This window comes from Sporosarcina ureae, from assembly GCF_002082015.1.
Lineage (GTDB): Bacteria > Bacillota > Bacilli > Bacillales_A > Planococcaceae > Sporosarcina > Sporosarcina ureae_A.
Genome location: NZ_CP015109.1, coordinates 910,423 through 927,486 on the forward strand (window position 1 = coordinate 910,423; position 17,064 = coordinate 927,486).

The window sequence follows — 17,064 nt, forward strand, 5'->3', positions numbered from 1 at the left end:
AATGAACTGTATTGAAACATACCCCATTCCCCAACACTACATAGGCAAATAAAAAACAAGCGTGTCTCGATGGACATACTTGTTTTTTATCATAAGTCGACTCATTTCTGCTTACATTTATCTGCTTCCTGTGTTCACTCGATCTCCTGCCAACTTATCTTTTGCCTCATTATACTGCTGGGCTAATTGTGCGACATAATCTTTTGTTGGTTGTACTTTATCGATGATACCGATTCCTTGACCGCAGCCCCAAATATCTTTCCAAGCTTTTTGCCCCGTGTCTCCCCCGAAATTCATTTTACTAGGATCACTTTCCGGCAAATTATCCGGGTCCAAACCTGAAGCTCGGATCGACGTAGCTAAATAATTCCCGTGTATCCCTGTGAAATAATTACTGTACACAATATCATCTGAAGTGGCGTCTAAAATGGCCTGCTTATAATCATCAACTGCTCTCGCTTCTTCCGTAGCAATGAATGGTGATCCGATGTACGCAAAGTCTGCACCCATTGCTTCCGCTGCCAATACGCTTCCGCCTGTTGCTATAGAACCTCCAAGAGCAAGTGGTCCATCAAACCATTCCCGAATTTCTTGAATGAGCGCAAACGGACTCTTCGGACCCGCGTGCCCACCTGCCCCGGCCGCTATCGCAATTAACCCATCTGCCCCTTTCTCAATTGCTTTTTTCGCGAATGAATTATTGATGACGTCATGCAAAACGATTCCACCGTAACTATGGGCAGCCTCATAGACGTCTTCTCTCGCGCCTAGTGAGGTAATAATGATGGGAACTTTATACTTCACACAAAGCGCCATATCTTCTTGCAATCTTTCATTGGATCGGTGAACAATTTGATTAATCGCAAAGGGAGCCGCCGGTTTAGTAGGATTTTTTGCATTATAATCTGCTAGCGCTTCTGTAATCTCGATTAACCACTCTTCCAGTTGTGCAATTGGCCTTGCGTTTAAAGATGGCATAGAACCGATGACTCCTGCTTTACACTGCTCAATCACCGTCTTAGGATTACTAATAATGAACATGGGGGAGGCTATCACCGGAAGACTCATACTCTTTTTCAATTCTGCTACGTTCATCATACACACTCTCCTCTTTTGTAATCGCTTTCAAATTTACATTATGCTTTTCTGTAAAAAAACGCACACCCTCTACTTTTGAAAACTACAAGATCTAACAAGTCCATCTTTTATACATGTATATACATGTATTTTACTTGATTTATTTGAGTTGTCAATCAATTTATGAATCTAGATTCATTTTTATGTGGATGAACTTTTGAATTCGTCTATCACTTTCTGTAATGCACCCAACTTCTCCAGCAAATCCATATACTCTGCCTTCCCTATAGCCCCTTCAATTTGTTCCTGTACTTGTACCCAAATAGGCGTGGCATCATTTAATTTCTCGTAGCCTAATTTGGTGATCGTGACCACTTTTGTTCTCGAGTCCTGTTCTGCTCTCTTGATCTGTACATATCCTGCTTCGTTTAATATATTCAAATTACGCGTGACGGTCGTTTGATCCAGCAACATCATCTCGCCTAATCTACTAATTGAAATATCAGGCGATGTATAAATATTGCCAAGCATATAATATTGGGTGATCTTCAATCCAGTAGGTTTCAACAGATGATTGTATAACTGCGTAAGTGAACCCGATACCGTACGAAGATTGGCACTGGCACATACGTCAATTATATACTTCGCTTGCTCCTGATCTAGATTTTTATTCATACTCTCCACCCCTTTCCTTAAAATAAAGATAACAAACTTTTCAGTCATCCTTGACAATGTATACTATTCTATACTAGTGTACATCTACGCGCATCATTTTTAAAGTCGTATTTCTCGACATACGTACTCGTATACCTTTACTACATGTATATACATGTAGTTGAAGTCTATCATCGAAATGGAGGTAGTAAAGATTATGAAAGAACTAAATTTATTGGACAGTATTGACTTAGAGCAAACACTAATTGGTGCCTTGGGCATTACCTTTAAAGAACTGGATCCTGACAAAGTCGTATGTGAAATGCCAGTCGGGCCGAAAACTGTTCAACCTATGGGATTGCTGCATGGCGGGGCTTCCGTAGCGCTTGCTGAAACAGCTGCCAGCATTGCGGCGGCTCTAAACCTCAATCCCGAGACACATTATCCAGTGGGACTAGAAATCAATGCGAATCATATACGAGGTAAAAAAGATGGCGTCGTTACTGCTACCGCTATCCCTTTCCATAGAGGACGTACATCGATGGTGTGGGACATTCAAATCACCGATGAAGCTGACAAATTAATCAGTGTGTCTCGATGCACGATTGCTGTTGTGGAGAAAAGATAAGGTGCACCTCATAAAACTATTTCTACACAAGAAAAAACCCTGTCGCATCTTGTAGATGCGAACAGGGTTTTGCTGTTTTAACCGATTGAACCTTCCATCTCGAACTTGATCAAACGGTTCATCTCTACCGCATATTCCATCGGTAGTTCTTTTGTAAATGGCTCGATGAAGCCCATAACGATCATTTCTGTAGCTTCCAACTCAGGAATACCGCGGCTCATCAAATAGAAGAGCTGCTCCTCAGAAACTTTTGATACTTTTGCTTCGTGTTCCAATGAAATATTGTTATTCAAGATCTCATTGTACGGAATCGTATCAGAAGTAGATAGCTTATCCATGATCAACGTATCACACTCAATGTTGGCACGAGCTCCGTCCGCATTACGTCCGAAGTGGACCACTCCGCGATACGTTACTTTCCCGCCGTGTTGAGAGATTGATTTTGAAACAATAGTAGAAGACGTGTTAGGTGCCAAGTGCATCATTTTCGCGCCGGCATCCTGGTGCTGTCCTTTACCTGCTAATGCGATCGATAGAGTCAGACCACGTGAGCCTTCTCCTTTTAGGAGGACTGCCGGGTACTTCATCGTCAATTTAGAACCAATGTTGCCATCAATCCATTCCATTGTCGCATTTGCTTCACATACTGCACGCTTCGTTACCAAGTTGTAGACGTTGTTCGCCCAGTTTTGGATTGTCGTGTAACGGCAATATGCATCTTTTTTAATGATAATTTCAACAACCGCACTGTGTAGTGAGTTGGTTGTGTAAACCGGTGCTGTACAACCTTCAACGTAGTGAACGCTTGCGCCTTCGTCTACGATGATTAACGTACGCTCGAACTGTCCCATATTTTCTGAGTTAATACGGAAATATGCTTGTAGCGGTGTTTCTACAGTTACGCCAGGTGGTACATAGATAAATGATCCACCAGACCATACAGCAGAGTTTAGTGCTGAGAACTTATTATCTGAGTTCGGAATGACTGTACCCCAATATTGTTTGAACAATTCTTCGTTTTCACGAAGTGCAGAATCCGTGTCTTTAAAGACGATGCCTAGATCTGTTAGTTCTTCTTTCATATTGTGGTAAACGACTTCAGATTCATACTGTGCAGATACACCCGCCAAGTATTTTTGTTCTGCTTCAGGAATACCGAGTTTATCAAACGTACGCTTGATTTCTTCTGGTACTTCATCCCATGAAGTTTCCGTTGCTTCTGAAGGTTTAACGTAGTACGTGATTTCATCAAAGTTCAATGAATTCAAGTCGCCACCCCACTGCGGCATAGGCTTACTGTAGAAAATCTCCAAAGATTTCAAACGGTAATCCAACATCCACTGTGGTTCTTCCTTCATACTAGAAATTTCTTCAACAATTTCACGTGTCAATCCACGTTCTGAACGGAACACCGAAACGTCTTTATCATGGAAACCATATTTGTAATCGCCGATTTCCGGCATTTGTTTTGCCATTATTATTCCTCCGTTCCATAATTGCTCGTACTATGGCCAAGGTCATTGCGACTCGCCAGAGACTCCCTTTTCCATCGCCTTCCAGCTCAATGTTGCACACTTAATACGGGCAGGGAATTGCGCGACACCCGATAATGCTTCGAGGTCATCGAGATCAATCGACTCGTCCATGTCTTTGCCTAACATCATGTCTGAAAATGTATGAGCTAACTTCACTGCTTCCTCTGTGGTCTTGCCTTTGATCATTTGTGTCATCATAGAAGCCGATGCCATTGAAATGGAACATCCTTCTCCTTCAAATTTCACGTCTTTGACGATGTCATCTTCTACGTTCATCGTTAATCGGATGACATCACCACAAGTTGGATTGTTCATGTCAATCGTGACATTTCCATTTTCCAAGACGCCTTTATTTTTCGGGTGCTTATAATGCTCCATGATGACAGAACGATAAAGTTGATCTAGTTTATTAGTAGACATCGTTAAAATACTCCTTTGTTGTGCGAAGTCCTTCCACGAGGCGATCTACGTCATCAGTGGTGTTGTAAAGATAGAAGCTAGCACGCGCTGTCGATGAAACTTGTAGCCATTTCATCAATGGTTGTGCACAATGGTGACCTGCACGAACAGCTATACCATTCATATCTAGTACAGTCGCCACATCGTGCGGATGGACATCATCCAAGTTGAATGTGACCAATCCTGCGCGCTTATCGGGATCTCTTGGACCATATATAGTCAAGCCGTCGATTTCAGACATTTTATCCATAGCATAACCAGCCAACTCGTGTTCATGCTGTTCGATCGCATCCAAACCGATTTCTTCCAAGAAGTCGATGGCTGCACCGAGTCCAATAGCTCCTGCAATAATAGGTGTGCCGCCTTCAAATTTCCAAGGCAACTCTTTCCATGTGGATTCATACAGTCCGACAAAATCAATCATCTCGCCGCCGAATTCAATGGGTTCCATATTATTGAGTAAATCCTTCTTACCGTAGAGGACACCGATACCGGTAGGTCCACACATTTTGTGTCCGGAAAATGCAAGGAAGTCGCAATCTAGATTCTGTACATCAATTTTTAAATGTGGTGCTGCTTGTGCAGCATCCACACACATCACTGCCCCATGTTGATGGGCAATTTTTGTGATTTCTTCAATCGGATTCATTGTGCCGAGAACGTTGGAAACATACATGATGGAAACGATTTTCGTTTTGTCTGTAATGGTTTCCCGTACTTTATCCAGTGATAACGTACCGTCTTCTTCTAAATCGATATATTTTAACACTGCGCCAGTTTCTTTAGCGAGCTGTTGCCAAGGAATAATATTGGAGTGGTGCTCCATATGTGTAATGACGATTTCGTCACCTTCCGAGACATTGGCACGGCCATAGCTTTGCGCAACGGTGTTGATCGCTGTTGTAGTACCACGCATGAAGAGTACTTCTTGCGTGGATTTAGCATTAATGAATTTACGAACTTTCTCGCGAGCCCCTTCATAACCATCTGTCGCGCGATTTCCAAGTGTATGCACCCCACGGTGAACATTGGAGTTATCAAAGCGGTAATAGTGATCCAGTGTCTCAATTACTTGAGTAGGCTTTTGCGAAGTCGCAGCGCTATCCAAGTAAACAAGGGGATGTCCGTTGATTTCTTGATCTAATATAGGGAAATGATTGCGGATGTCTTTGCTGAGCATTAGCGCACTTTCCTTTCAATAACCTCCGTCAATTGTTTTCTAACTCCTGCGATTGGCAATTTGCTTACGACTGGAGCTAAGAAACCATGAATAATGAGGCGTTCTGCTTCTTCTTGTGTAATACCGCGGCTCATTAGATAGAACATTTGTAATGGATCTACACGTCCTACTGAAGCTGCGTGACCTGCTGTTACATCATTTTCATCGATGAGTAAAATCGGGTTCGCGTCTCCACGGCCTCTTTCACCCAACATGAGGATACGTGATTCTTGCACTGCGTTGGAACGAGTTGCGCCTTTCGCGATACGTCCGATTCCGTTAAAGATCGCAGTAGAGTTTTCTTTCATTACACCGTGCTTCAAGATGAAACCGTCTGTATCCAGTCCCCAGTGCACGATTTCAGATGTGAAGTTTTGCTTCTGGCTACCGCGTCCAACCACTACGGATTTCATATCACTGGATGAGCCGTCTCCGACTAAATGCGTGATGTTCTCAGAAATCGTATTGCTGTCGTTCATTAGACCAAGCGCCCACTCAATGCGTGCATGAGGTCCAGTAACACCGCGACGGTTGACATACGTTGTCATACCTTCCGCTAATACGTCGACAGATCCGTAGACAATTTTCGCATTGGCCATAGCAAATACTTCAGATACAATATTCGCTTGAGTTTCCGCATGCTCGATTGTAGAAAGATAGCTTTCAACGTATGTTACATGACTGTTTTCTTCTGCCACTAGTACTACGTGGTTAAATAATGATGCCTCTTCGTTAGAATGAACGAATAGTACTTGTAGTGGATCTTCGATTACTACGTTTTTAGGAACGTAGACAAATACTCCACCGTTGATCAGTGCCGCGTGAAGAGCTGTTAATTTATGCTCATCCACTTTGACGCCATCCGTCATCAAGTATTTCTGTAACAACTCACTGTGTTCGCGTGATGCCGTAAAGATATCCGTCATAATAACACCTTGAGACTTCAATTCTTCGGACACCGACAGGTATGCAGGTGTGTTATTGTGTTGCACGTAAATGTTTTGTTGTTGTTCATCATCGATCAATGCTTTTGCTTCAGTCGGTAATTCTTCCAACCCAGCGAAGATCGAGCTTTCAACTGTATGTGAAGGGAATTCCGTGAAATTCCACTTTGTAATTTTTGTTTTATCTGGTTTTGGCATTTCGAGTACTTCAGCTTTCGCTAGAGCATTCGAACGAAAATCTGCCATCCAAGCAGCTTCCTCCACTTTTGCGGAATAAGAGCGGACGTCTTGTTCGGTCAATGCCAATGTTGTTTCAACCGTCATTTTGAGTCGTCCCCTTTCTTATGCTTCTTGTCCAACAGTTTCGTCTTCAATACCTAGTTCTTCTTTAATCCAGTCATATCCTTGAACTTCAAGTTTCTTAGCTAGTTCAGAACCGCCTGTTTTAACGATCTTACCTTGCATGATAACATGCACTTTATCTGGCTCGATGTAATCCAACAAACGCTGGTAGTGAGTAATAATTAAGCAACCGAAGCCTTCGCCGCGCATTTGGTTGATTCCGTTAGAAACAATTTTCAATGCGTCGATATCTAGACCTGAGTCAATCTCGTCAAGTACTGCGAATTTCGGCTTCAACATCATTAGCTGGAGAATTTCATTACGCTTCTTCTCTCCACCTGAGAAACCTTCGTTCAAATAACGAGTTGCCATATCTTCTTCCATTTCAAGAACTTCCATCTTGCTATCCATTTCACGAATGAATTTCATCAAAGAAATTTCATCGCCTTCTTCGCGACGAGCGTTCACTCCAGAACGTAGGAAATCTGCGTTCGTTACGCCAGTGATTTCACTTGGATATTGCATTGCTAGGAACAGACCAGCTCTCGCACGCTCATCTACTTCCATTGCTAATACGTCTTCTCCATCTAGTGTGATCGATCCAGAAGTAACTTCATATTTCGGGTGACCCATGATTGCAGATGCAAGCGTAGATTTCCCCGTACCATTGGGACCCATAATTGCATGGATCTCATTTGTATTTATTGTTAAGGTAACACCCTTTAAGATTTCTTTGTCCTCGATTTGGACATGAAGATCTTTGATTTCCAAAATTGCCATTCCAATACCTCCAGTATAGTCGCGTTGAATGGTTATGATCCATTCTCTATTTAGTATCATTCTAATCTTAACCCATATTCGAGTTGGTTGCAAATCTTTAAGAATCATTACACATAATGGCTAATTTCATTGCTACTACACGGCTCAGTATATTTTTCCAGATAATTATTTTTCATTTGACTACTAGTGAATGAGAATCAACTAAACCTTAGTACATAAGAATTAGACAGAAAAAAAGCCGGTCAAGTAACCGACTTTACTACTACTCTATACTTTTTTTGTGAAACGATCGACGATCATGGCAAGCGCACCATCGCCCGTTACGTTCGTGGCTGTTCCGAAACTATCTTGTGCTAAATACAGCGCAATCATCAATGCTACCATGCCGTCAGTGAATCCTAGCATAGTCGTAAGAAGTCCAGTTGCCGCGACAACTGCCCCACCTGGCACACCCGGAGCCGCGATCATCGTGACACCTAGCATGAAGATGAATTGCAAGTATGCAGCAAAACTAACATCTACGCCATTCATCAGCATAACTCCGATAGAACAAGAGACGATCGTAATCGTACTACCCGACAAGTGGATCGTTGCAAATAACGGCACCGCAAAATTCGTTACACGTTCGGAAGCACCCGTCTTTTTCGCCTGACGCAGCGTAACTGGAATCGTCGCAGCTGAAGACTGCGTTCCGATTGCTGTCAAATACGCAGGTAGCATCGTTTTCATTAGCATAAACGGATTCCGTTTGTTCAATGTACCAGCCACCGTATACTGGAATGTCAACATGAGTAAGTGAAGAATAATAATCATGATGAAAACAAATATAAATACAGAAAGCACATTCGCCACTTCACCTGTATAGGTCATATTCAGAAAGATTCCGAAAATATGAAAGGGTAATAACGGAATGATGACGACAGAAATGACCTTATCGATAATTAAATTAAATTCATCGAAGAACGACAACATCGTCTTCCCCTTAATCGCTGCCATACCAATTCCAAGTAGAAACGCCATAAGCAACGCGGTCATGATCCCCATCATCGGATCCATTTCCATTTCGAAAAACGCCACTCCCGCTTCACGCGCACCTTCTGCAATGTCCGTCTTCGTGGTTGGATGAATGAAGTTCGGTAAAATATTCGTTGCCGCAAAATACGCAAGCAATCCCGCAATAACCGTAGAGCCGTATGCAAACGCAGCAGACATTCCAAGTAATTTCCCTGAACCTGCCCCAAGCTTGGCAATACTCGGTGCGATAAACGCAATGATGATCAGCGGAACAACAAAGTTCAAAAATCCACCGAACAACATATTAAAAGTGGCCCCTAAACGAACGAACCAGTGCGCGAACCCTTCGTGGATCATCGGCAATAGCAAGCCAAGTCCGATCGCTAACCCAATGGCGATCAAAATTCGCCAAATGAGCCCTAATTTAAACTTCACAATACGTCCTCCTCAAATACACATATGTACTACTCAAACAAAATTAACTTTATCACAAGTCGAAAGAATAAAGAAGATTTTGTTTGGATTTTATTGATATTTTTCTTGTGTGTTGTGGTGGGTTGGGTGGGGGTTGAGCGGTTGGCGGGGTGGATTGAGCGGATAGCCAGGTTCATTGAGCGGTTATCCTAACATATTGAGCGAGATGTGCCACTTCATAAGGGCGGACATCCCAACGCGCTCCATACGCTGTAATGAGCGCATAGCCTAGCGTGTTGAGCGGTTACCATGTGGTATTGAGCGGATAGCTCGGTATATTGAGCGGTTCACACAACGCATAGAGCGGATGAACAACAACATTGAGCGGATAGCCTAGCTTATTGAGCGAGTTGCACAACTGCATAAGGGTGGACACCTCAACGCGCTCCACACGCTGTAATGAGCGCATAGCCTAGCGTGTTGAGCGGTTATCATGTGGTATTGAGCGGTTAGCCCGGCATATTGAGCGGTTCACACAACACATAGAGCAGATAAACAACAACATTGAGCGGGTAGCCTAGCTTATTGAGCGAGCTGTGCCACTTCATAAGGGCGGACACCCCAACGCGCTCCACATGCTGTAATGAGCGCATAGCTTAGCGTGTTGAGCGGTTGTCGTATAGTATTGAGCGGATAGCCCGGCACATTGAGCGGCTCACGTACCTGATAGAGCGCATAGCGCAATACATTGAGCACTCCACGCGCCACATAGAGCGCATAACCCACAACATAGAGCTTTCCACCCACCATTCAACCAAATAAAAAAAGCCGGCAGCTACAATCGCTACCGACTCTCAATTTATTATTGTACAGGAACAACGGATCCAGACCATTCATTCAAGATGAATTCTTGAATTTGCTCTGAAGTCAAAACTTCTACCAATGCTTGGATTGCATCGCTGTCTTCGTTACCGCTCTTCACCGCAATTACGTTAACATATGGAGACTCTTTATCTTCCAATGCGATCGAATCTTCCATTGGATTCAAGCCTGCATCGATTGCGTAGTTAGAGTTGATCAACAATGCGTCGCCTTCATCGTTGTTATACAACTGAGGCATTAATGCAGCTTCGTAGTTTGCGTCAAATTCTAAGTTCTTTGGATTTTCTACGATGTCGTCTACTTCAGCTTTCACTTTTTCTACGTCGTCAGCTAACTTGATCAATCCTTTTTCTTCAAGCATAGCAAGTACGCGGCCATGATCGGCAACCGAGTTACTGATTAAGATCGTTGCACCGTCTGGTAGATCTTCCAATGAATCATATTTCTTAGAGTACACACCGATTGGCTCGATGTGAATAGCGCCTGCATTGACGAAGTCATAACCGAAATCAGCTATTTGGCTCTCTAAATACGGAATGTGTTGGAAATAGTTCGCCTCAATTGTCCCTTCGTCCAAATCTTTGTTTGGCAATACGTAGTCTGTGTAACTCTCTATTGTTAAATCATAGCCTTTTGCTGCTAATAATGGCTTAGCCTCTTCCAAAATTACTGCATGCGGTGTGTTAGACGCGCCGACTATCAGTGACGTTTTCTCGCCTTTTTCTGCATCATCTACATCGGGTGCCCCATTATCCTTACTACCTTCGTCTTTTGTTCCGCAGGCTGCCAGTGCAAGCACTAATACAGCAGCGAATAGACCGAATAAAAACTTCTTCATATCCACATTTCTCCCTCTCCATGATGGAATGTTTTATGGTTAACAGGTTCCCCTGAAAATCCTATTATCGCTTGTCCAAACGTTTTACAATGAAATCACCTATAAACTGAATGATAAACACGATGACTAATACTAATATTGTCGCCATCATCGTGACATCTCCACGGTTACGCTGAAACCCTTCGAGATAGGCAAGCGTACCGAGTCCTCCAGCACCGATGACCCCGGCCATCGCTGTGTAGCCGACGAGTGCAATCGACGTCACGGTAATACCAGACACGAGGGCAGGCATGGATTCTGGTAACAATACTTTGAAAATGATCGTAGACGTTTTGGCACCCATTGAACGCGCCGCTTCGATCACTCCTTTATCGATTTCCTGCAATGCAATGAGTACCATGCGACCGTAAAACGGAGCGGCACCAATGATTAATGCTGGCAACGCGGCATTCGGCCCACGCATGCTTCCTATCAATAAATTCGTCAAAGGTAACAATAAAATAATTAAAATAATAAAGGGAATTGATCGGAATATATTTACGAATGCGCCTGTAAAGATATTCGTGATTTTATTCGCCCATAACTGACCAGGATTTGTTAAAAACAATAACAGACCGAGTGCAATACCAAAGATAAACGTGAAGACCGTTGAGTAGGCAGACATATACAGCGTCTCGCCCGTTGCTTGCCACATTTTATCCCAATTAACGTTCGGGAACCATTGCTCAATCATGGATCAGCACCTCCGTCTTCACTTCATTGGCATCTAGGAAAGCAATGGCTTCCTCTATAACTGCCACGTCACCTACTAGTTGCAAGACAAGTGTGCCGTATGCGCCATCACGCGTCGTTGAAATATTCCCTTGTACGATGTTGACATCGATTGGAAATGTACGAATCAATTCAGCAAGCACCGGCTGCTCTGTACGTTCACCAATGAAAGCTAGCTTGATCAACTTGCCATGCGGTGACTCTTCCTGTAAATGCGCCATCGCAGCGTCGGTATCGCCTGTATCGGTCACCTGCGAAATGAAACGCTTCGTAATATCCGCTTGAGGGGATTGGAAGACATCCAGTACATTGCCCGCTTCCACAACTTGCCCTGCTTCCATGACCGCCACGCGATGACAGATCTTGCGAATGACGTGCATTTCATGCGTAATCAACACGATCGTTAGACCAAGACGTTCATTAATGTCCGTCAATAAATCCAAAATCGCATTCGTCGTCTCAGGATCAAGCGCGGACGTTGCTTCATCACAAAGCAATACTTCCGGATCATTTGCAAGCGCGCGAGCAATGCCGACACGTTGCTTTTGGCCACCTGATAACTGCGATGGGTACGCCTGTTCACGGCCTGTCAATCCAACGAGGTCGATTAACTCTTTCACTTTTTGCTTCCGTGCCGATTTCTTCACGCCAGCAATTTCAAGAGGAAACATAATATTTTCTTCTACTGTTCTTGACCATAGTAAGTTAAAATGCTGGAAGATCATACTGATTTTCTGACGCGCATTGCGAAGGCCAGCACCTTTTAGCGTTGTCATTTCTTGACCGTGAATCATAATACTGCCGGATGTAGGTGTTTCAAGTCCATTTAATAGTCGAATCAATGTACTTTTTCCTGCTCCACTGTACCCGATGACGCCGAAAATTTCTCCTTCTTCGATGGTCAATGTCACGTCATCTACCGCGACAATTTCTGAACGGTTCAATTGGAATCTTTTTTGAACGTTTGTTAGTTGAATCATTTTCCGCACCACCTTTAGTAAGTTTTTTGGAAAGCAACACAGCGCTTTCCGCTTTTGTTTCATCTAGCTGCAGATGCCAGCTCCTCGGGTCGTTTCAGACTTGCCAAAAAGGCAAAGTACGCCTTTGTGACAAGTCTTCCAACGCCTGTCGGAGCTAAACGGCATCTTCCGCTTTTGTTTCATCCAGCTACAAGCGCCAGGCTCTCGGGTCGTTTCAGACTTGCCAAAAAGGCAAAGTGCGCCTTTGTGGTAAGTCTTCCAACGCCTGTCGAGCCTACACGGCGCTTTCCGCTTTTGTTAATAAAAAAAGCCTTCCTGCAGACAAGCAGAAAGGCCGAACGTATGTAGTTATGTACGTTACCATTTCTCTCATCTATCAAAGCATTGCGCTTTGAGTGAATTGGCACCATTTCACAAATGTGACGGTTGCCGGGCTTCATAGGGCACTTCCCTCCACCGCTCTTTATAAGAGTTACGTATTCAATTGATTAACTACTTATACCATACTTTGATTTCTATTGTCAACTGAGTTTCTCTAGTAGGTACGGGACGGATTGAAAGGCGTAAATCTTTTCTAAAGGCTGTCCTTTGCGCTGGATGAGTAAACAAGGGACGCTTTCCACCTCATATTCTATTGCGATTTCCTGCACGTAATTTAAGTCCGCCTTACCAATTGGTAATTGCGGACACATCGTCTCGATCACCGTGAGCATTTTTGAAGCGACTGCACACGTCCCGCACATGGGTGTATATAAATAAAAAGCGGCTACTTGCTCTGCCGCCTGTGCGCGTTGCCAGTCTTCGATTGTCCAATTATTCATGTGGTCCACCTGCCAAGTATTTGGAATGTACTTTAAAATTGGCAGCAGCTAAGATGCTAGCCAATAGTTTAACAGGAGTCGTTTCTACTTCGCGGTAGAGACGATCTGTATATAAATGTCGCGCTTCTGGATACAGTTGTTTGAACAGCTTACGAATAGACTCACCTGACGCGTCCGCATCCATAAAGACGAATAAGTCTTGCTGCTCGTACGGTTCAAGCAGTTCTTCAATATGATACGCACTGATGGTGCCATTCGTACAAAGAATCTCTACAGGCTCAGCCAGGATCGGCACTAGCCGTTTACGATCCTGTCCGCCTTCTACAATGAGAACTTTCGGGTCCATCCTGTTTCCTCCTAGCGTGTAAAAAAAGCGCTTGGACGTTCCAGCGCTTTTTCTTTTAGTCTATTATTCAGCTGTCATTTTTTCGTACTGCTCAGCTGTCATTAACTCATCTAGTTCAGCTTTATTATCGATTTCAACTACTACCATCCATGCACCTTCGTATGGAGATTCGTTAACCAATTCGGGGCTATCTTCAAGGTTTTCGTTCACTTCTACAACTTTACCAGTAAGTGGAGCGTACAATTCAGATACCGTTTTCACTGATTCAACGCTTCCAAAAGGCTCGTCTGATTTCAATAGGTCGCCCACTTGTGGGAGTTCAACGAATACGATATCCCCTAGTTCAGACTGTGCGAAATGTGTGATTCCGATGCGGTATTTACCGTCTTCTTCTTTTACCCATTCGTGCTCTTCTGAATAACGTAAATCTTTTGGTGTGCTCATGTCGTTACCTCCAAAAATATAATAGTTTGTCTACCTTTAGTTTGCCATAGTTCCCCTGTAAAGACAAGAATCTAAATCACTTCTTCCACGTTTCCATGAATGTTGTTTCATTGAATCCTACAGTCACTTTTTGGTTGTCAGAGAAGATTGGGCGTTTGATGAGCATTCCGTCTGAAGCGAGGAGTGCGATCTTTTCATCGTCAGTCATGGTGGGTAGTTGGTCTTTTAAGTTGAGCTCACGATATTTCTTGCCACTAGTGTTGAAGAACTTTTTCATTTCGAGTCCGGAGTTCGCGATCATGTTGCGGAGTTCGTCTTCGCTTGGAGGTTGTTCAGCGATGTTCTTTTCTTCGAATGAAATCCCTTCGTCCGTAAGCCATTTTTTTGCTTTGCGGCACGTGGTGCATTTGGGATAGCCGTAGTATGTCATAGTCATAATAGTCCATCTCTCCTTTTTTTCAGTATAGCAAATAGTGGGGTGTTGATGCGAACTTGGCGGTGTTTCATTACGGATAGGTTCTTACGGTGGGAGGCTGGCAAGCTGTTGGGGTTGGGATTGGTGCTTCGGAGGGGACGCATTTCCTGAGGGCTCGCGGTGAGCCAACCAGTTCGCGTTGCTCTCTTTGGTTGTCTCACCTGTCGAGCTGATCCTCTAGGAGTCGCCCCTCCTACGCACAATCCCTAGCAAGCTGAGGGGGTGACAGTTTCTGGTGTGCATTGTATGTGGGATTGTGATCAGCTTTATAAAGAGGCTTGAACTAACCAAGTTTAATGGATAAACCACTTAGACTTTATCCACAATAGTGGATCTAGGTACCTTCACTTTAAACGTAGGATTGGAGCGGAAGCTGGGGCGACTCCTGGAGGATCAGCGAGAGCCGTAGCGAAGGACGGCTTTTACTCGCAAAAGCGCAGCGTTAGGAGCATGTGCTTTCATAGATTGCCTTGAGTAAGCCACCCCCTCAGGAAAGCGTCCCCAGCTGGATCTCCAATCCCCTTGCACACTCTATCTATTTAATCACTTCAACGCACTTATCCTTGAACTTCCTATCCAATTCTCTCCTACAAAAAAACGCCCCACATAAGAGGCGTTTTGTCTAAGCTATGATCAAACGATGTACTTTTCCGCTTCGATTAGTTTCTCAGCTGCTTCACGCTTCTTCGCAATAATGTTGTACGGGTTATTGCGAGTCAATTTACGCAACGCGGAAATCATCATACGCTGGTTGTCGCCGTCGACTGCTGCGAGCAATGTTTCTTTTGCTGCTGCTTCGATACGTCCGAATGCTTCTTGACAGAAGATTTGTGTATAGAGAAGCTTCTGGCTCTCTTTTTCTTCACCATTCTTGTTGATGGCCTTTTCCGTACGTAGCAATGCAGATTCCATACCGAATAGATCATTGGCAATATCTGCGATGTTCACAAGAATTTCTTGCTCTTGATCCAGCTTCGTGCCGTAACGCTGTGCAGCAAGTCCTGCCACCAAGATGCCGATCTTCTTTGCGTTCTTCACCAGCATCTTCTCTTGAGCCAATGCTTCGTCGCCCACTTCTTCTGGCATCAGCATTAACAACTCTTCTTGTAATGCTTGCGCTTGTTGAAGCAATGGCAATTCGCCTTTCATTGCTTTCTTCAAGAACGTGCCTGGAACGATCATGCGGTTGATTTCATTCGTTCCTTCGAAGATCCGGTTAATACGGGAGTCACGATAAATGCGCTCTACTTCGTATTCTGCCATGAAGCCATAACCGCCATGAATTTGAACGGCTTCGTCCGCAATGTAATCCAACATTTCCGAACCTACTACTTTATTGATAGAACATTCAATTGCGTATTCAGCAATGGAAGCCGCCACTTTTGCACCGTCTTTTTGCTCTTCAGGGCTCATCGCCGCGTTACGCTCTTCAAAGTACCCTACTGTACGATAGATCAAGCTTTCAGTTGCGTACAACTTAGATGCCATCGTACCGAACTTTTCTTTCGTCAAGTTGAATGAAGAAATGGGTGTGTCGAACTGTTTACGCTGATTCGCATATTTGATAGCCAATTCAAGTGCACGCTTCGATCCGCCAATCGCACCTACTCCAAGCTTGTAACGGCCGATATTTAAAATGTTGAACGCGATCACATGCCCACGGCCAATTTCACCTAATAAGTTTTCAACTGGTACTTCTGCATCTTCTAGAATCAACGTACGTGTAGAAGATGATTTAATACCCATTTTCTTCTCTTCTGGTCCTACTGAAACGCCAGGATATTCTTTTTCTACGATAAATGCCGTGAATTTATCACCATCTACTTTTGCGTAGACGACGAATACATCAGCAAATGCAGAGTTCGTGATCCACTGTTTTTCACCGTTTAGTACATAGTGTGTACCTGCAGCATTTAATTTAGCAGTAGTCTTCGCGCCTAATGCATCTGACCCTGAGCTCGGCTCTGTCAATGCATAAGCGGAGATTTTTGCTCCACTTGCAGAGTTTGGCAAATACTTCATTTTTTGCTCATGGTTACCGAATAAAACGATTGGCAATGTACCGATCCCTACGTGCGCACCGTGCGTGATCGAGAAACCGCCTGCTACCGATAACTTCTCAGCAATCAATGCGGAAGAAACTTTATCCAATCCAAGACCTTCATACTCTTCAGGGATATCTGCTGCTAGAAGACCTAGATCCCCTGCTTTTTTCAGCAATGTGACGGAGTTTTCAAATTCATGGTTCTCGAGTTTTTCAATCAACGGTGTTACATCATTTTTCACGTACTCCTCCGTTGTCTTAGCGATCATCTTTTGCTCTTCTGTGAAATCTTCCGGTGTGAAAACGCGACTAGCATCCATGTCCTCAGTTAAAAATGCCCCACCTTTTACGAATTCTGTCATAGTTGTTCCCTCCATAGCTTTAGTCATATTATTTC

The 17,064-nt window shown here is 43.8% G+C and carries 17 protein-coding genes and 1 riboswitch; of the genes, 1 reads left to right on the forward strand and 16 read right to left on the reverse strand.

Translation table 11 applies throughout. The features are described 5' to 3' along the window. Nucleotides 1-117: 117 nt before the first annotated feature. Both SporoP17a_RS04595 and SporoP17a_RS04600 read right to left on the reverse strand, forming a co-directional pair. The gene (locus SporoP17a_RS04595) at nucleotides 118-1,098 is read right to left on the reverse strand and encodes an NAD(P)H-dependent flavin oxidoreductase (protein WP_083032997.1); all 981 of its coding nucleotides are present in this window, start codon (nucleotides 1,096-1,098) and stop codon (nucleotides 118-120) included. Between the two features lie 180 nt (nucleotides 1,099-1,278). Further along, entirely contained in the window at nucleotides 1,279-1,752 is a 474-nt protein-coding gene (locus SporoP17a_RS04600) for a MarR family winged helix-turn-helix transcriptional regulator (RefSeq protein WP_083033000.1), read from the reverse strand. A gap of 196 nt (nucleotides 1,753-1,948) precedes the next feature. Here SporoP17a_RS04600 and SporoP17a_RS04605 point away from each other — a divergent pair, with 196 nt between their 5' ends. Next, entirely contained in the window at nucleotides 1,949-2,359 is a 411-nt protein-coding gene (locus SporoP17a_RS04605; protein ID WP_083033003.1) for a hotdog fold thioesterase, read from the forward strand. A gap of 77 nt (nucleotides 2,360-2,436) precedes the next feature. Here the strand turns inward: SporoP17a_RS04605 and sufB are convergent, their stop codons facing one another. The 14 genes from sufB to SporoP17a_RS04680 form a co-directional block, all read right to left on the reverse strand. After that, nucleotides 2,437-3,834, reverse strand: a complete 1,398-nt coding sequence (gene sufB, locus SporoP17a_RS04610) for a Fe-S cluster assembly protein SufB (protein ID WP_083033006.1) — start codon at nucleotides 3,832-3,834, stop codon at nucleotides 2,437-2,439. 42 nt (nucleotides 3,835-3,876) lie between these two features. Continuing rightward, nucleotides 3,877-4,314: a Fe-S cluster assembly sulfur transfer protein SufU gene (sufU, locus tag SporoP17a_RS04615; protein ID WP_083033009.1), complete on the reverse strand. Its 438-nt coding sequence runs from the start codon at nucleotides 4,312-4,314 to the stop codon at nucleotides 3,877-3,879. Continuing rightward, the gene (locus SporoP17a_RS04620) at nucleotides 4,304-5,533 is read right to left on the reverse strand and encodes a cysteine desulfurase (RefSeq protein WP_083033012.1); all 1,230 of its coding nucleotides are present in this window, start codon (nucleotides 5,531-5,533) and stop codon (nucleotides 4,304-4,306) included. The genes sufU and SporoP17a_RS04620 overlap by 11 nt, the downstream gene beginning before the upstream one ends. Beyond that, the gene (gene sufD, locus SporoP17a_RS04625) at nucleotides 5,533-6,840 is read right to left on the reverse strand and encodes a Fe-S cluster assembly protein SufD (RefSeq protein ID WP_083033015.1); all 1,308 of its coding nucleotides are present in this window, start codon (nucleotides 6,838-6,840) and stop codon (nucleotides 5,533-5,535) included. Before sufD ends, SporoP17a_RS04620 begins: the two co-directional genes overlap by 1 nt. Before the next feature lie 18 nt (nucleotides 6,841-6,858). Then, nucleotides 6,859-7,638 (reverse strand): Fe-S cluster assembly ATPase SufC, encoded by a 780-nt coding sequence (gene sufC / locus SporoP17a_RS04630; protein ID WP_083033017.1) that lies wholly within the window; start codon nucleotides 7,636-7,638, stop codon nucleotides 6,859-6,861. Nucleotides 7,639-7,905: 267 nt separating this feature from the next. Beyond that, nucleotides 7,906-9,087, reverse strand: coding sequence for a dicarboxylate/amino acid:cation symporter (locus SporoP17a_RS04635; RefSeq protein ID WP_083033020.1), 1,182 nt, complete (start codon nucleotides 9,085-9,087; stop codon nucleotides 7,906-7,908). A gap of 841 nt (nucleotides 9,088-9,928) precedes the next feature. Then, the gene (locus SporoP17a_RS04645) at nucleotides 9,929-10,786 is read right to left on the reverse strand and encodes a MetQ/NlpA family ABC transporter substrate-binding protein (RefSeq protein WP_083033026.1); all 858 of its coding nucleotides are present in this window, start codon (nucleotides 10,784-10,786) and stop codon (nucleotides 9,929-9,931) included. 64 nt (nucleotides 10,787-10,850) lie between these two features. Next, nucleotides 10,851-11,519: a methionine ABC transporter permease gene (locus SporoP17a_RS04650; protein ID WP_083033029.1), complete on the reverse strand. Its 669-nt coding sequence runs from the start codon at nucleotides 11,517-11,519 to the stop codon at nucleotides 10,851-10,853. Further along, nucleotides 11,512-12,537 (reverse strand): methionine ABC transporter ATP-binding protein, encoded by a 1,026-nt coding sequence (locus tag SporoP17a_RS04655; RefSeq protein ID WP_083033032.1) that lies wholly within the window; start codon nucleotides 12,535-12,537, stop codon nucleotides 11,512-11,514. The genes SporoP17a_RS04650 and SporoP17a_RS04655 overlap by 8 nt, the downstream gene beginning before the upstream one ends. Nucleotides 12,538-12,903: 366 nt before the next feature. Next, a riboswitch (SAM riboswitch) is annotated at nucleotides 12,904-13,009 on the reverse strand. A gap of 49 nt (nucleotides 13,010-13,058) precedes the next feature. Further along, complete coding sequence (locus SporoP17a_RS04660) at nucleotides 13,059-13,358, reverse strand: thioredoxin family protein (RefSeq protein WP_083033034.1); 300 nt, start codon at nucleotides 13,356-13,358, stop codon at nucleotides 13,059-13,061. Next, on the reverse strand, nucleotides 13,351-13,704 hold the full coding sequence (locus SporoP17a_RS04665; protein WP_083033037.1) for a toprim domain-containing protein: 354 nt from the start codon (nucleotides 13,702-13,704) through the stop codon (nucleotides 13,351-13,353). The genes SporoP17a_RS04660 and SporoP17a_RS04665 overlap by 8 nt, the downstream gene beginning before the upstream one ends. Before the next feature lie 63 nt (nucleotides 13,705-13,767). Beyond that, nucleotides 13,768-14,148 carry a glycine cleavage system protein GcvH gene (gene gcvH / locus SporoP17a_RS04670; protein ID WP_083033039.1) on the reverse strand — a complete coding sequence of 127 codons (381 nt, stop codon included), beginning with the start codon at nucleotides 14,146-14,148 and terminating at the stop codon, nucleotides 13,768-13,770. A 76-nt stretch (nucleotides 14,149-14,224) separates the two neighbouring features. After that, nucleotides 14,225-14,584, reverse strand: a complete 360-nt coding sequence (locus SporoP17a_RS04675; RefSeq protein WP_083033041.1) for an arsenate reductase family protein — start codon at nucleotides 14,582-14,584, stop codon at nucleotides 14,225-14,227. Nucleotides 14,585-15,256: 672 nt separating this feature from the next. After that, complete coding sequence (locus tag SporoP17a_RS04680; RefSeq protein WP_420542196.1) at nucleotides 15,257-17,056, reverse strand: acyl-CoA dehydrogenase family protein; 1,800 nt, start codon at nucleotides 17,054-17,056, stop codon at nucleotides 15,257-15,259. Between the last annotated feature and the right edge of the window lie 8 nt (nucleotides 17,057-17,064).

Coding starts and splice junctions, on each gene's coding strand:
- gcvH (WP_083033039.1), bottom strand. CDS start 14,148: ATGAGCACACCAAAAGATTTACGTTATTCAGAAGAGCACGAATGGGTA.
- SporoP17a_RS04675 (WP_083033041.1), bottom strand. CDS start 14,584: ATGACTATGACATACTACGGCTATCCCAAATGCACCACGTGCCGCAAA.
- sufD (WP_083033015.1), bottom strand. CDS start 6,840: ATGACGGTTGAAACAACATTGGCATTGACCGAACAAGACGTCCGCTCT.
- SporoP17a_RS04665 (WP_083033037.1), bottom strand. CDS start 13,704: ATGGACCCGAAAGTTCTCATTGTAGAAGGCGGACAGGATCGTAAACGG.
- sufB (WP_083033006.1), bottom strand. CDS start 3,834: ATGGCAAAACAAATGCCGGAAATCGGCGATTACAAATATGGTTTCCAT.
- SporoP17a_RS04595 (WP_083032997.1), bottom strand. CDS start 1,098: ATGATGAACGTAGCAGAATTGAAAAAGAGTATGAGTCTTCCGGTGATA.
- SporoP17a_RS04645 (WP_083033026.1), bottom strand. CDS start 10,786: ATGAAGAAGTTTTTATTCGGTCTATTCGCTGCTGTATTAGTGCTTGCA.
- SporoP17a_RS04620 (WP_083033012.1), bottom strand. CDS start 5,533: ATGCTCAGCAAAGACATCCGCAATCATTTCCCTATATTAGATCAAGAA.
- SporoP17a_RS04605 (WP_083033003.1), top strand. CDS start 1,949: ATGAAAGAACTAAATTTATTGGACAGTATTGACTTAGAGCAAACACTA.
- SporoP17a_RS04660 (WP_083033034.1), bottom strand. CDS start 13,358: ATGAATAATTGGACAATCGAAGACTGGCAACGCGCACAGGCGGCAGAG.
- sufC (WP_083033017.1), bottom strand. CDS start 7,638: ATGGCAATTTTGGAAATCAAAGATCTTCATGTCCAAATCGAGGACAAA.
- sufU (WP_083033009.1), bottom strand. CDS start 4,314: ATGTCTACTAATAAACTAGATCAACTTTATCGTTCTGTCATCATGGAG.
- SporoP17a_RS04655 (WP_083033032.1), bottom strand. CDS start 12,537: ATGATTCAACTAACAAACGTTCAAAAAAGATTCCAATTGAACCGTTCA.
- SporoP17a_RS04680 (WP_420542196.1), bottom strand. CDS start 17,056: ATGACTAAAGCTATGGAGGGAACAACTATGACAGAATTCGTAAAAGGT.
- SporoP17a_RS04650 (WP_083033029.1), bottom strand. CDS start 11,519: ATGATTGAGCAATGGTTCCCGAACGTTAATTGGGATAAAATGTGGCAA.
- SporoP17a_RS04600 (WP_083033000.1), bottom strand. CDS start 1,752: ATGAATAAAAATCTAGATCAGGAGCAAGCGAAGTATATAATTGACGTA.